The sequence below is a fragment of the Providencia sp. PROV197 genome, assembly GCF_028479625.1.
Lineage (GTDB): Bacteria > Pseudomonadota > Gammaproteobacteria > Enterobacterales > Enterobacteriaceae > Providencia > Providencia vermicola.
Window position 1 is genome coordinate 20,973 of the sequence record NZ_JAMPNZ010000009.1, and the last position, 15,253, is coordinate 36,225.

The window sequence follows — 15,253 nt, forward strand, 5'->3', positions numbered from 1 at the left end:
GAAACCTCATTAGTGATGATGTGAGATCAGATAGGAAAATTATCTCAACACATCAACTAGGATTGCAACTATATAAATGTGGCACTAAGCGAACAAAGTGCCACATTTTCAATTACAGGTTTCTATATTTGAGCCGTCGTTATTGCCTAATGCATTGTTTAGCATGGTCTTTAACAGATTTAGAATACCATTAGGTGCATATAATTTCTGTTAATTGTAGAGCAAAATTATTGTGGCTGTTTTATAAGCGACTGACAGCTTGTTCTTTAATCTAAGGATAGTTAGAACATTCAATGGATAACCTTGTATGCTAAAACGACGTCAGCGTCAAATTTATCCGGTAGGTTTATGGCATAAAAAAAGTTTTTTTTTGTGTACTTTGACTTATTGTCTATTCAACTAATTGAAGTATAGATGTTATTTTACTCATACTAAATATTGATAAGTTTTGGTGTAATAAAAACGACAAGAACCCGTCTGTCGATATGTTCTGCGCTATTTGTAAACAATGCTCCTAAAAGAGGGACATGAGAAAGGAAGGGCAGACCCGTTTGTGTTGTTTCTTGTTTTTGCTGAAAAATTCCACCCAATATTAGGGTTTCATTATTTTTAATGGTGACTGAGGTGGCGATTTCTTGTTTGTTTATCGCTAAATGGTGATTTTGACTGCTAGTGAGCGCGGTATCTGGCGAGTTATGGCTAATTTTTAGGTTCAACTCTACTTTTTCATCACGGATAATCGTGGGTGTTACATCCATACCTAAGACAGCATCCTTAAATTGTACATGGGTCTTCTTTTCACTACTGGTGACATAAGGGATTTCGGTGCCTTGCTGGATGCTAGCGGCTTTTTGGTGTGAAGCCATGAGACGTGGGCTGGCAATAATAGATAATAAATTTTCTTTTTCTAACGCATTGAGCTTCATTTCAAGTAAACCTTCGCTTAGTTTTAAGACGTTAAATGAAAATTGCCCAGGTGCAAAGTGGTAGCGATTATAGCGATTAAGCCGGCTGTGTGTTGTATTGCCTGCAAGTAATCCCCATTCAAGGCCTAACTCCTGTAGTGCCGTTTTACTACTGCTAATAATATGCGCGGTGATCTGAACTTGTTGTTGAGGTAAATCTTTTTGTTTTATCCATTCTTCAATGAGTGTGAGGCGTTCTTGGCTATCTTTGATGATCACGCTATTTGTTGTCGCTTCGTGATGAATGGTTGCGTTTTTTGACAATAAAGCTATCTCGGGCTGTTTTAGTAATTGGTGAACCTCTTGCGCTTTTATTGAGACTAATTTGAAAATTTTCTCAATCCAAACCTCGTTATTGGTCTCTAAAGGTAAAGAATGTTTGGTGGCTTGAGGGGAAATATTTTCCTCAATTGGCAATAGTGGGACAAAAGGGTCGCGAATTTGCTCTGCAACAGCAGAGCTAAACATGAATATCAAAAAAACAGTTATTAGCCTTACAGCGGGGATTAAGGTGTTATTCATGGCCATTTTCATCCTTGATAGTGGTTAAATGAATTATTGATGACAGTGTCATTGAAGCAACCAATAAATTTTTTTTCGGGTTAAGGGTGACCTCTGAGTAGTGCCATTTATGGGGAGAGGGCGAGGAAATCAGCTTTTGAATAAAATGATAGATATCGGTGAAGCTGCCTTGTATTTCCATAAAATAACCTTCGTTGTTATTTATAGGTTGAAGCTTATTGAGTGTAACGGCGGACTGACTCATGAGTGCATTAAAATGCGAAAATAGTGCTAGAGGGCGGTTATCAAACACAGTGTGTTTTTCAATATTTTCAATTTGTTGTGCTAACTGATAGAGTGCAGGCAGTTGTTGAATTCGTTGTTCTTCCTTTTGAATGTAGTCAGATAAATGAGTTATTTCATTTTCTAATTCAATAAGTTGTATTGAAGACTTTTCCCAATAAATAAAATAGCCCGCAAATAGAAACAACCCAATAAAGACAACAACGGGTAAGGTTTGTCGCCAAAAAGAGCGATACCAAAAGGCATGGAATGTTTCATTCATTTGCCTCTCCTTGATGTTTTGCTGAAATGTGCAGACTATTTAATTGCTGATTTCGGCTGAGTTGTTTTAATTGAATTTCACTTAAATTTTTTTGGTTTTCCAGTTGTTGGCTAAAAAGAGCCATATTTTGAAAGTCATAGCTATTAGCTTTGATATTAAGTTGATCATTAATTAGCTGAAAAGAGGTCAGCCAGCTTTTTGACGGCGTTATCGTTGGTAAGCTACGCAGTAAAACCAGTAGTGCACGGTTGTTTTGTTCGATGACTTTATATTTGTTTTGTTTTTCCATTAGCTGGTTTAATTGAGCCTGTTGATGCGCTATCTTCAGGCTTAATTGCTGGATTTGCTGGCTTTTTTCTTGTGTGCTATATAGTGAAACTTGTTTGTTATTAAGATCAATCTGTTGAAATATATATAAAAAACAACAAGCAGTAAGTGTGGAGCAGCACAGTGCGCTAGTGAAAAGAATAAACTCACGTTTTTTTTTCATTATTTTTTGTTGCCGCCAAGGTAAAAAATTGACTTGGTATAGATTTGTGTTTTTCATGTCTTAAATATCCCCATGGCGTAGCGCCAGCCCAGCTGCGATCACAAAGTCCCCTAATTGGCGTGGCAGTTTTAGATTATGGTGTTGAAAGGCTTGTCGTAATTCCCATCTGTATGATTGCCATTGAGCATGGCAGTCATGGTCGGTTTGTGGATTTGTGATATCGAGTGGTTGGTCTATATTTGGATGATCGGTAATGAGGTAAACAGGCAAAGTTGAGGCGTGACTTTCTGCGTTCAGATGAGGTAAAAGCTGTGAAAGGGAGGTGATTTCATTATCTAGAACATGATTATAATTTGTAGGTAGGCTAATGGGCCCTGACCATAACCATTCACCTTGCCTATAATGAACTAACCATGCATCATCAGGTAACTGGCAATGGCGAGCAACATAACGCAATGCGACAGGGGCGACATCAATGGCCAGTAAATTAAACCCACTTTGTGTTAATAAGTTTTGCCAAAAGGTGATATCAGCTTTTCGAGCCCCATTAAGGTAAACGTGTTGATTGATCACGCGATAGTCAATGGCGAGCTCATGAACATTCATTGGAAAGCATTTTTTAGCTTGAGATTGCAGATACCAGCTTAGTTCAGGCTGTTGCAGATGGACTTGGTTCGGCAATGACAGTTGCTGTTTTAACGTACGAACAGCGGGCAAGGCGATAGAAACGGTACAGTTTTTCGGTAATTTCTGACGCCACTGCGTTAAAACTTTCAGTAGAATTTGGTGTTGTTCTGGATCTGAACTCTCAGTTATTTCGAAAGGGAGTTGCTGTTGCCAACATTCACATAAAGACCAGTATTTACGGCGTTGTTTTGTGGCAACTAATTGAATTTTATTTTGATAGATATCGATCCCAATGTTCCATTTTGATGTGTACATAGTTAATTTCCTTATCATTAACGGTTAAATTACGTTTTCTATTGTGCTGTATAAGCTTTATACTATGCGTTAGTGATATCTAAACCCTCTTGTTAGCCGAGCATGGGAATTTTCCGGTGAAGTTCGTAAAATATTTTTTTATTCTTGTTTTCTGTTGCATTTTTTTGGGAACCGCCTCGATTTATGGCATGTATAAATATGTCGAAGGTGAGCTACCTGATGTTGCAACGATGAAAGACATTCGTCTGCAAATTCCAATGCAGGTATACAGCGCTGATAACGAGTTGATTGCCCAATACGGTGAAAAACGTCGGATTCCACTCCCATTAGCGGAAATTCCACCATTAATGGTGAAAGCGTTTATCGCGACAGAAGATAGCCGTTTTTATGAACATCACGGTATTGACCCGATTGGTATTTTCCGTGCGGTATCAGTGATGGCGTCATCTGGTCATGCGTCACAAGGTGCGAGTACCATTACTCAGCAGCTGGCGAGAAACTTCTATTTAAGCCCCGAAAAAACCTTAATGCGTAAAGCCAAAGAAGCATTCTTAGCGATTCGCATCGAACAGCTTTTTTCGAAAGATGAGATTATGGAGCTGTACCTAAATAAAATTTATTTGGGTAACCGTGCTTATGGCGTTGGGGCTGCGGCTTACGTTTATTTCGGGAAAACAGTGGATGAGCTCACATTGAGCGAAATGGCCATGATTGCAGGGCTACCAAAAGCACCCTCAACATTTAACCCATTATATTCTTATGATCGTGCCGTCAATCGTCGTAATGTCGTGCTTTCTCGTATGTTGGAAGAAAAGTACATTACGAGAGACCAGTATGAGCAAGCGAGAAACGAAAAAATTGTGGCGTCTTATCATGCGCCAAAGATTGATTTTTCTGCACCTTATCTTGCCGAAATGGCTCGCCAAACGCTGTATGATAAATACGGTGAAGATGCGTATACCGACGGTTACAAAGTGTATACCACGGTGATCCGCAAAGATCAGGAAGCTGCAACTGATGCTGTTCGCAATAACTTGATCGATTACGATACTCGCCATGGTTACCGTGGCCCAGCAGAAGTGCTGTGGAAGCCCACTGAAATGGCATGGGCAGCTGAAAAAATTATTGAAAAGCTGAAGAAATCCCCTGTTTACGGGCCGCTTATGCCTGGGGTCGTGCTATCCGCAACGGGTTCTGAAGCGAATGTTATGTTAGCAGATGGCTCAAAAATTGATATTACGATGACCGGTGTACGCTGGGCGCGTAAATTTATTTCTGATACACAACAAGGCGCATCCCCAAGAGCGGTGAATGCGGTTGTTCAAGTGGGTGAGCAAATTTGGGTTCGTAAAGTGAAAGATAATTGGTGGCTGGGGCAAGTTCCTGATGTAAATGCTGCTTTTGTTGCACTTAACCCTAATGATGGTGCGATTATCGCATTAGTCGGCGGTTTTGATTTCAATATGAGCGAATTTAACCGCGTGACACAATCACTGCGCCAAGTGGGCTCGAATATAAAACCCTTTTTGTATACTGCGGCAATGGATAAAGGCCTTACACTATCTTCTTTGCTGAATGACGTGCCTATTAGTCGTTGGGATGCGGGGGCTGGCTCTGACTGGCGGCCGAAGAACTCGCCTCCACGCTATGATGGTCCAATCCGTTTACGTCAAGGGTTAGGGCAGTCAAAAAACGTGGTAATGGTTCGTGCAATGCGCGCCATGGGGGTCGATTACGCAGCTGATTATTTGATGCGTTTTGGTTTTCCGCGTGAAAATATTAACCGCACAGAGGCGTTAGCCTTGGGTGCGCCATCATTTACACCAATGCAAATGGTGCGTGGTTATGCGGTTATGGTCAATGGCGGGTATCTTGTTGATCCGTACTATATTTTGAAAATTGAAAATCACAATGATGAAGTGATTTTTGAAGCGAATCCTAAGCTAGCATGTCCTGATTGTACTAATATTCCAGTCATTTACGGCGATACAGAACGTACCATCGAAATAAAAGGGATTGATGATGAATCTACAGAAGAAGTCACTCAATCAGGCCATAATGTTGTGAATCAAGAGCCAACAATGGAAGTGGCAACCTCGGGTGACGAAAATGTGAGTTCAGAGCCTCAATACGCGCCTCATGTGATTAGTACGCCGCTTGCGTTCTTAATTCGAGATGCGATGATGACGAATATTTATGGTGAACCAGGCTGGTCTGGAACGGGCTGGCGCGCAGCAAGAGATTTAGGTGGACGCCGAGATATTGGTGGTAAAACAGGGACGACTAATAGTTCAAAAGATGCTTGGTTCTCGGGTTATGGTCCGGATGTTGTGGCATCAGCGTGGATCGGGTTTGATGATAATAGACGGACACTCGGCCGAGGTGAAGCAGGTGCGAAAAGTGCTCAGCCAATGTGGGATGATTTTATGAAATCCATCCTGACAGGTGTTCCAGTAAAAATGATGAAACCGCCGAAAGGGGTTATCTCTGTGTCAATTGACAGTCGTACGGGCAAATTAGGCTCTTCACGCCGTGAATATTTTATCGAAGGGACTGAGCCTAAAGAGTATTCTGTACAAGAAGTGGGAACAACCATTTCAACAGAAGGCGGTTTGAGCCAAGAGTTGTTCTAAGAAAATACGTTTAGTAATATCGTGATAAGCACCCCATTGTTATTAAAACATGGGGTGTTTTTTTATGCTCAAAAACACTAAATGAGTGTAAAATAGCTGATAACGATAAGAATAGGCGTAGAAAAAAAACGTGGCTTATATAAAATACAAAAAACAAGTAGTATTACTTACTACTTTTTAAGTAACGTTCTAAGTAGAAAAGTGCGCTAATATTTCTCGCTTCGTTGAAGTCTGGGTGTTCCAGTAGTTCCATCATACGCGCAATTGGCCACTTAACTTGTTGCAGTGGTTCAGGCTCATCGCCTTCAAGCTTTTCGCTATAAAGGTCTTGTGCTACTAATATGTTCATTTTACTGGAAAAATAAGATGGTGACATAGTCAGTTTAGCGAGCTGAATGATGCTGTTTGCGCCATAGCCAACTTCTTCTTTGAGCTCGCGCTGTGCTGCTTCTAGCGCAATTTCGCCTGGGTCAATAGCCCCTTTAGGGAAACCGAGTTCGTAGTTTTCAATCCCAACGGCATATTCGCGTATCAGAATTAAGTGGTCATCAATAATAGGAATAATAAGAACGGCTTCGCGTTTTGCTGGGCGCATTCTTTCATAGACTCGTTTTTCACCGTTGCTAAATTCGAGATCAACTGACTGGATACTGAATAATTTTGATTGAGCAACATCTTGAATATTCAAGATTTTTGGTTTTTTTAGCTCTGTCATAACGATTTCCAAACAAGATGGGTGGAACCTCTTGCTAAAAGCATGTTTCATTTATTTATGTGGTAAATTTACTCTGCGTTGCCAGTATGTTGGCATCATTATGTCACTATGACCTATATCAAAAAAAAATGATAGAGATGATCGAGTAGATAAAATATTGTTAACTTGCTTCGTGCACAAATGTAGCACAGATAAATAAATAAAGATTTTTTTACAACGTATTGTAAGTTAAAGAAAAAAGTATAAATAGAATAGGAATCGGCTTATTTTGAGAAGGCAGTAGGATTGCTATGCTTTTCTTATTAATTTTCTGTTGGGGAAACAATGTTAAACCATGTCATTATAACGGCTATAATTGTTATTAGCCTAACTATAATGGCTTCCTTCCTGTATTTCAGGCGGGGGCGGCATTCTGGCATCTATCAGATACCTTCGGTAGCCGCACCTTCCTTTCGCAAAATGATTGATTCAGATTACCAAACAATCACTCAGTATTTAAATTATTGCGCTACAGCTTCGAATTCCTCTTCACAAAGTCCTTGGCAAATTAAGCGAAATTCGACAATTGGTACAGTTTGTCATTCGGTAACGCGTTTTAATTTACGCCAGGAGCAAGGGAATAGCTGGCGTTATTTTATCGATACGATTGAAGTGCAGCTTCCATCACAGTTGGAGCCATATCTACAGCGACAAAATGTGATGGAGATTGTGGAGACAGATCATCTGCCATTGATTATTTCAATGAATAGCCATTCACTTCGAGATTTTAGTAATGAATGGCTCGGTAACTCAGCATCGACTACGACCTTACCTGAAGCGGCTATTCGAGAGCGTGGACAACAGAATGTAGAATTATTACGTGTCCGCCAAGAAACAGCGGAGGAACATCGTCTACACAACTCCACGGGGTGGTTAGGCGCAGGGTTGATTTGTTTAAGTTTTGTATTGGGTTATCTCACGTTAATTTCGATTCGGATTTTGCAAGGATGGGGGTTAGCGAGTGCAGTACTGATTTTTATTATTGGTACATTAGTGCTCTTTCGTTCAAAAATGTTCCCTCGTAAGTACCAAGATATTCAATGTATTTATGGGCAGCCGAAGCGTTGGGAATTGTATGGTGAATTAGATAAAAAATATTCCACGAGTGCTTCCGTTAGCGGGACAGATTTACATTACCCTCTGCATTGGGAGGAGTATTTAAAATACGAATCAGATAAACCCGTTAATATTGATTTTTACCCTACGGGGGAGGTTGTTCGTCATGGGCAGTACCTCTCTTTACATGAAGAAGAACGTTATTACCCTTACAAGCGTTACAAAAAAAATGTCCTGATGTTTATTGGTGCGTTATTGGTGATTGTGTTGGTGTTTTCATACCAATCTATGAGTCTACCCATTAAGTTGGGTTTTGCTTGGTTTGGCGGAACACAAAAAATTAATGTAACGGAAGTGACGGAGCTTGTTTCTCATAAGCTCAATGTGGGGGATACCCTAACAGCACAGGGGCAGGGGATGTGCTATCGTCCACCGAATTTAGATGACACTAATCAGGCGAATTTTGTCCCATTTGATTGCTCTGGCATCTATTGGAATAACATCAATGTGTCGACAGAGCCGCAGTCTGAGATTGCTGATCTATCGATATCTTTGCTCAATATAGTTAGAAATCAATTACATCCTGATAAAAATTCTATTGGCGTGAACCCAAGGTTACAGCGCGATATTATGAAATCAGGGATGAACATTATCTTTGATTTTTCAGCCATTATTATAGAAACGAACAAGTTGTGTCATGATGAGAACGCTTGCCTAAAACTCAAAAATGCGCTGACAAACCTTGGTAGTACAGATGATTGGCCGACCTTAGTGAGTAAGGCGTCATCGGGGAAATTAAGTGGTGCGCATGTTTTATTACGAGCAGGAAGTGCCGAGGCCTTGGAAAACATCGTTGAAGACACCACATATGACTTTATCAGAAAAGAAATAGACAAAGAAGTGCGTAAAATTAATAGTCCTTCCCCAGGTGGCGTATTGTTTGTGAGTGATGAAAACAAGCCTCTGGTGGATTTAATGATAGGGCCATCTTTTAATTTTAATGAATTATCACAGTTGGAACGTTGGAAAGAGCTCCACCGTTTATCGAATTTGTTAAGCAATACTCCCTTTAGTGTGGAAGGCATTGTGACTAAATTATCGACAGATGCTAATGGCACTTTGCATATCGTGTTACATGAAGAGCCGAATGAAGATATCGTCTCTCAATATGTTTGTAGTGCGTTTTTTATCTTGTTTCTTATCTTTTGTGTATTACTAAACGGCTCACTAATTGTGTTCCGTATTTTGAATAATAAGAAGCGATTACGTAATATCACTCAATATTACGATAAATGCTTTGAGGCTAATAACCCTTCCAATCGTCATTAGCATTATCCCGAAATGGTGGGAGCCTCATTGAGTTTGATTCAGACTGATAGTGAGGAGGCACCATGAATCAATCGTCTATAGAACCTGTTCGCCTCGATAAGTGGCTTTGGGCTGCGCGTTTTTATAAAACACGTTCCATGGCGCGTGAAATGATTGATGGGGGCAAAGTTCATTATAATGGACAAAGAACTAAGCCTGGAAAAATCGTTGAACTCCATGCTTTAGTGAAGCTGAGGCAGGGGAATGATGAGAGAACGATTGAGATCCTTGAAATCAGCAGCCAGCGTAGAGGTGCGCCCGAAGCACAATTACTTTACCGTGAAACCGCCGAAAGTATTGAACATCGTGAAAAAATAGCGTTAGCGCGCAAAATGAATGCGTTAACCATGCCCCATCCAGAGCGCCGCCCAGATAAAAAAGAGCGACGAACTCTGCTAAAATTTAAACAAACGAATTCTCATGAGTCATCTGAATGATGGCCTGAGCAACTGCCCGAGCAATAGAGAGAAATTATGTCAAAACAAGACCAACTCCACCGTTTTCTGTTTGAACAGCATTCCGTTCGTGGAGAAATGATTAGTGTCGATGAGACCTACGAGCAGATTTTAGAAAATCATGACTACCCTGTTGCAGTAAAAGGCTTATTGGGCGAACTGCTTGTTGCTACCAGTTTATTAACAGCAACACTGAAATTTGATGGTGATATTACCGTTCAAATTCAAGGTGATGGCCCAGTTAAAATGGCTGTTATTAACGGTAATAACCTACAACAAATGCGAGGTGTTGCGCGTGTTGATGGCCCCGTTGTTGCGGGTAGCACACTGAACCAAATGATTGGCGATGGCTTTATGGTGATCACGATAACGCCTAATCAAGGTGAACGTTACCAAGGGATTGTAGCGATTGAAGGCAACTCCATCGAAGAAAGTATTGATGCGTACTTCCGCCAATCAGAGCAGCTGCCAACGCGTTTATTTATTCGTGTGGGTGAAGTGGATGGCAAAATGAGTGCGGGTGGGATGTTGCTGCAAGTTTTACCTGCCGCTGATGACACCAGCCACGATTTCTTTGATCACCTCGTACAACTGACGGCAACTATTAAAGGCCAAGAGCTGAGCACTCTGGGCGTCAAAGAGGTTTTACATCGCCTTTATCATGAAGAAGATGTCACTTTATATGACCCGCAATCTGTGGAGTTTCGTTGCACCTGCTCAAGGGAACGTTGTGAAAGCACATTAGCAACTTTGCCAAAGGAAGATGTTATCGATATTTTGCACAAAGATGGAAAAATTGATATGGAATGTGAATTTTGTGGCTCACACTACGTATTTATTGAATCCGATATTGAAGGGTTAAATGATGAGCGAAATCAGCAACTTCACTGATACGATTTAGCAACCTAATTATGTGACAAGGGTGCAATTCTGCACCTTTTTTTTATAATTTTAAAGCATTATTACGTGCTCTAAGTCTCATTATGAATTAAAAAAAATTATACATTTTCAATTCTTTGATAACTATCGCTGTTAATTAGTCGTAAAGAATTATGATCATCTGCAGATTAGTTATGTTTACCAGGAGCAATATAATGAGCGCTAAAAGCATTACCCTGAAGGAACTTGAAAAGTACGGTATTCATGATGTAGCTGAAGTGGTTTATAACCCAAGTTACGAGCTATTATTCACGGAAGAAACTAAGCCAGGACTTGAAGGTTATGAACGCGGCACGGTCACCACATTAGGTGCGGTTGCAGTAGATACAGGTATCTTTACGGGTCGTTCACCAAAAGATAAATATATCGTTCGTGATGATGTCACTCGCGATACTGTATGGTGGGCAGACCAAGGTAAAGGTAAGAACGACAATAAGCCAATGTCACAAGAAGTGTGGAGTGATTTAAAACACATTGTAACAGAGCAATTGTCTGGCAAACGTTTGTTTATCATTGATGCATTCTGTGGAGCGAACGCAGATACACGTCTGAAAGTCCGTTTTATTACGGAAGTGGCATGGCAGGCGCACTTCGTTAAAAACATGTTCATCCGCCCATCAGATGAAGAGTTAGTTGGCTTTGAGCCTGATTTTATCGTGATGAACGGTGCAAAATGTACGAACCCGAACTGGAAAGCACAAGGTTTGAATTCAGAAAACTTTGTGGCGTTCAACTTAACTGAGCGTATGCAGTTAATTGGTGGCTCTTGGTACGGCGGCGAAATGAAAAAAGGGATGTTCTCAATGATGAACTACCTGCTGCCATTAAAAGGCATCGCATCAATGCACTGTTCAGCGAACGTAGGCGAAAAAGGCGACGTTGCGATTTTCTTCGGTTTATCGGGTACTGGTAAAACTACGCTGTCTACCGATCCTAAACGTAAGTTAATCGGTGATGATGAGCACGGTTGGGACGATGACGGCGTATTCAACTTTGAAGGCGGTTGCTACGCAAAAACTATCAACCTGTCTAAAGAAGCTGAGCCAGATATCTACGGCGCAATCAAGCGTGATGCACTACTTGAAAACGTGATGGTATTGGCAGATGGTACCGTTGATTTCAATGATGGTTCTAAAACGGAAAACACGCGTGTTTCTTACCCGATTTACCACATTGAAAACATTGTAAAACCTGTTTCTAAAGCAGGTCATGCAACAAAAGTTATCTTTCTGACGGCAGATGCGTTTGGTGTGTTACCACCTGTTTCTCGTTTAACCCCAGAGCAAACACAGTATCACTTCCTGTCTGGTTTTACTGCGAAATTAGCAGGTACAGAACGCGGTGTTACTGAACCAACTCCTACGTTCTCAGCGTGTTTCGGCGCAGCATTTTTATCACTGCACCCAACACAATACGCGGAAGTATTAGTTAAACGTATGGAAGCTGCGGGTGCAAAAGCATACTTAGTGAACACAGGCTGGAACGGAACAGGTAAACGTATCTCGATTAAAGATACCCGTGCCATCATTGATGCAATCTTAAGTGGCGACATCGAAAAAGCCGATACCATTAAGCTGCCAGTCTTCGATTTAGAAGTCCCTACAGCATTACCAGGCGTGGATACCAATATCCTCGACCCACGTAATACTTATGCAGATAAAGCGCAGTGGGATGAGAAGGCGAAGGATTTAGCGAACCGTTTCGTGAATAACTTCGATAAATACACAGACACGCCAGCAGGTGCTGCTTTAGTAAAAGCAGGTCCAAAACTGTAATTTGCGAATGCGTTTTGTGTTATAGAGAAAGGCGCTACGTTGTAGCGCCTTTTTTGTTAGTGATTACTCAGCAGAAGGCAGGTCGAATAACAGAATTTCGCTGTCTTCATCTGCCTTGATGGCTAAGCGAGCTTCTTCCCAAATCGCTAAACCATCACTGGTAGAGGCTTTTTGGCCGTTAATTTCAACGGTGCCTTTGACGACTTGGATCCACACCACTCGTTTTTCGGCGATCTCGTGGGTTTGTACGTCGTTTGCAGGCAATGCCCAGCGCCATAATTCCATGTCTTGATACACTTTCAGTGAACCGTCACGGGCGTCTGGTGACAGAACCAACTGTTTACCATCAAGTGAATCAAAGCGTTTTTGTTCATAACGTGGCTCAATACCTGTTTTCTCAGGAATGATCCAAATTTGGTAAAGATGCAGCTCTTTATCACTGTTCGGGTTGTATTCTGAGTGGCGAATGCCCGTACCTGCACTCATGATTTGGAATTCACCCGCTGGAATTTGCTCCATATTGCCCATGCTATCTTTGTGCTCGACGGCACCATTAAGCACATAGGTCAAAATCTCCATGTCTTTATGGGGATGAGTACCAAAGCCTTGGCCTGCGGCAATAAAGTCTTCGTTAATCACTCTCAGAGCTGAAAAACCCATAAATTTTTCATCATAATAGCTAGAGAATGAGAAAGTGTGCCAGCTATCAAGCCAACCATGGTTAGCATGACCACGTTCATTTGCTTTGCGTAAATAGATCATTGTGTTATCTCCTAGTTGGATACCCAACCGTGGTTGAACTTCTCTCTAAATCAATTGCAAACAGTTTAACCGTTTCGCTAAGAGAGAAAAGTAGCCGCCATTAACCATAGGATCCAAAAAATTTGAATAAGTGTATTTGAGATAAGTTAAGAAAATGGATGGAGAAAGGGACGGGGGGAGTTTTAGTCAATTAACCAATTGATGCAGATAAAAAAATAGCCAGCACAAGGCTGGCTAAAGTAAACACTGGAAGCAATGTGAGCAATGTCGTACTCCCAACAATAAGTGACTAAGTAACCTTATCGAGGAAGTGATGATAATGATAATGCTTATCACTATCGTTTGTAAAGCATTATTTTTAACCAAAATAATATATCTTATAATTAATACTGCAATTATATGATTTCTATGAAGTTAAATATTAACCATTATTTTTCAATGGATTAAGGGATTTTTCCTAAAAAGATGTTAACAACAAAACATTGCGGATAACTATTAACCTTAAATTATTTATGGTTAACTGGCAGGCTTTCTGCGCAAGCTGCCGCAGAGCTCCATGCCCATTGGAAGTTATAACCGCCTAACCAACCTGTCACATCCACAACTTCACCGATAAAATACAACCCTTCTGTTTTCAGTGAACCCATTGTTTTTGATGATATTTCATGGGTATCAACACCACCTAGAGTGACTTCAGCTGTACGGTAGCCCTCAGTCCCATTAGGTTGAACTTGCCAAGCATGTAGTGTGTTATGCAGCGCTTCAACTTGTGGGTGGTTCAATTGCTTTAGGGCGCATTCAGGGATTTGCCCTTGCGCTTGCATGATTTCGATTAACCGCTTAGGTAATAATTTTGCGAGGGTGTTTTTTAAAGATTGATTCGGGTGCTCTTGTTTTTCTTCCATTAAAAAATCGCTGAGCGAAAGGGTCGGAAGTAAGTTAATACTTACATACTCTCCAGGGTTCCAATAGTTAGAAATCTGCAAGATAGCAGGGCCAGAGAGGCCGCGATGAGTAAAGAGGATATTTTCTTTAAATAGCGTTCCGTCAGCCGCTGTCACAGTTGCCGCGACAGAGATCCCTGATAGCACTTGCAGCGCTTCTAAAAGGGGCTTGTGCAGTGTAAATGGGACAAGGCCTGCACGGGTTGGAATAATCGAGTGGCCAAATTGTTCTGCTAAGCGGTAGCCGAATGGTGTGGCACCAAGACCTGGCATCGATAACCCACCCGTTGCTACAACTAGTGAGCGAGCACTTACTTGGCTTCCATTCACGGTGACGAGAAAGCCCTCTGGCGTTTTTTCGACCTCGGTGACTTCACTGCGAAGTTTGATCGAAATATTCGGTAAATTACACTCATTTTGCAGCATATCGACAATATCTTGCGCACTATTGTCGCAAAAAAGCTGCCCTAAGGTTTTTTCATGATAAGGAATATTATATTTGGAAACTAACCCGATAAAATCCCATTGTGTATAGCGAGCAAGTGCTGACTTACAAAAATGTGGGTTCGTGGAAAGATAGTTGCTGTGCTCAGCGTACATATTCGTGAAATTGCAGCGTCCGCCTCCGGACATCAATATTTTTCTGCCTAATTTTTTGCCGTTATCAAGGACAAGTATGTTGAGTCCGCGTTTACCTGCGAGTGAGGCACAAAATAGACCCGCGGCACCTGCACCTAAAATAATAACGTCGATATTTTTCACAATGGCTTTCTCTATAGCTATTTGATTTTTAGCACAATTAAATTATGAGTATGGGTATTTTACGTCATCTTGCGGTGGTTGTAATGTAAAGGTTCGAGCGAGATCGGATGAAAAGTGTGTAAGACGTATTATAATTAGAAAAATTCGCGCAAAAAGAGCAAATAACTTTTATTTTCGGGAAAAATCGTTAAAAAAGTTTCAAAAATTCAGAATAAGTTTGTTTTAGCTAATGCATTGATATTTATGGGGTAATTGCTATGAGGTACTTTTTTGATGGGTAGTTAAATCAAAAAAAGGTTAGATTTTGCTTCCACCGCCAGCGTTTGTCACTGATAATGCGCC

12 protein-coding genes are annotated in these 15,253 nt (G+C 41.0%); 5 read left to right on the plus strand and 7 right to left on the minus strand.

Features of this window, described 5'->3' with window-relative positions; all coding sequences use genetic code 11:
* Positions 1-431 precede the first annotated feature (431 nt).
* Genes PR808_RS05085 through pilM form a run of 4 tightly spaced genes read right to left on the minus strand, consistent with a single transcriptional unit; the run spans position 432 to position 3,463 of the window.
* Positions 432-1,493: a secretin N-terminal domain-containing protein gene (locus tag PR808_RS05085; protein ID WP_336298561.1), complete on the minus strand. Its 1,062-nt coding sequence runs from the start codon at positions 1,491-1,493 to the stop codon at positions 432-434.
* Positions 1,480-2,031 (minus strand): hypothetical protein, encoded by a 552-nt coding sequence (locus tag PR808_RS05090; protein ID WP_272538851.1) that lies wholly within the window; start codon positions 2,029-2,031, stop codon positions 1,480-1,482. Before PR808_RS05090 ends, PR808_RS05085 begins: the two co-directional genes overlap by 14 nt.
* A complete protein-coding gene (locus PR808_RS05095; protein WP_272538852.1) occupies positions 2,024-2,578 on the minus strand; it encodes a PilN domain-containing protein in 555 nt (184 codons plus the stop codon). The genes PR808_RS05090 and PR808_RS05095 overlap by 8 nt, the downstream gene beginning before the upstream one ends.
* 3 nt (positions 2,579-2,581) lie before the next feature.
* The gene (gene pilM, locus PR808_RS05100) at positions 2,582-3,463 is read right to left on the minus strand and encodes a pilus assembly protein PilM (RefSeq protein WP_206085201.1); all 882 of its coding nucleotides are present in this window, start codon (positions 3,461-3,463) and stop codon (positions 2,582-2,584) included.
* A gap of 116 nt (positions 3,464-3,579) precedes the next feature.
* On the opposite strand from pilM, the gene mrcA reads away from it, so the two are divergent.
* Positions 3,580-6,096 (plus strand): peptidoglycan glycosyltransferase/peptidoglycan DD-transpeptidase MrcA, encoded by a 2,517-nt coding sequence (gene mrcA / locus PR808_RS05105; RefSeq protein ID WP_206085200.1) that lies wholly within the window; start codon positions 3,580-3,582, stop codon positions 6,094-6,096.
* Positions 6,097-6,259: 163 nt separating this feature from the next.
* Here mrcA and nudE read toward each other — a convergent pair whose 3' ends face one another.
* On the minus strand, positions 6,260-6,811 hold the full coding sequence (gene nudE / locus PR808_RS05110; protein WP_206085199.1) for an ADP compounds hydrolase NudE: 552 nt from the start codon (positions 6,809-6,811) through the stop codon (positions 6,260-6,262).
* Between the two features lie 324 nt (positions 6,812-7,135).
* On the opposite strand from nudE, the gene PR808_RS05115 reads away from it, so the two are divergent.
* From PR808_RS05115 to pckA, 4 genes are all read left to right on the plus strand, one after another.
* Entirely contained in the window at positions 7,136-9,235 is a 2,100-nt protein-coding gene (locus PR808_RS05115) for an IgaA/UmoB family intracellular growth attenuator (protein WP_272538853.1), read from the plus strand.
* A gap of 62 nt (positions 9,236-9,297) precedes the next feature.
* Positions 9,298-9,711, plus strand: coding sequence for a ribosome-associated heat shock protein Hsp15 (hslR, locus tag PR808_RS05120; protein ID WP_047756490.1), 414 nt, complete (start codon positions 9,298-9,300; stop codon positions 9,709-9,711).
* A gap of 36 nt (positions 9,712-9,747) precedes the next feature.
* Positions 9,748-10,620, plus strand: a complete 873-nt coding sequence (hslO, locus tag PR808_RS05125) for an Hsp33 family molecular chaperone HslO (RefSeq protein WP_206085197.1) — start codon at positions 9,748-9,750, stop codon at positions 10,618-10,620.
* A gap of 203 nt (positions 10,621-10,823) precedes the next feature.
* The gene (pckA, locus tag PR808_RS05130) at positions 10,824-12,443 is read left to right on the plus strand and encodes a phosphoenolpyruvate carboxykinase (ATP) (RefSeq protein WP_206085196.1); all 1,620 of its coding nucleotides are present in this window, start codon (positions 10,824-10,826) and stop codon (positions 12,441-12,443) included.
* Positions 12,444-12,506: 63 nt separating this feature from the next.
* Here the strand turns inward: pckA and PR808_RS05135 are convergent, their stop codons facing one another.
* The gene (locus PR808_RS05135; protein ID WP_272538854.1) at positions 12,507-13,205 is read right to left on the minus strand and encodes a pirin family protein; all 699 of its coding nucleotides are present in this window, start codon (positions 13,203-13,205) and stop codon (positions 12,507-12,509) included.
* A gap of 506 nt (positions 13,206-13,711) precedes the next feature.
* Positions 13,712-14,911: an NAD(P)/FAD-dependent oxidoreductase gene (locus PR808_RS05140; protein WP_272538855.1), complete on the minus strand. Its 1,200-nt coding sequence runs from the start codon at positions 14,909-14,911 to the stop codon at positions 13,712-13,714.
* Positions 14,912-15,253 lie beyond the last annotated feature (342 nt).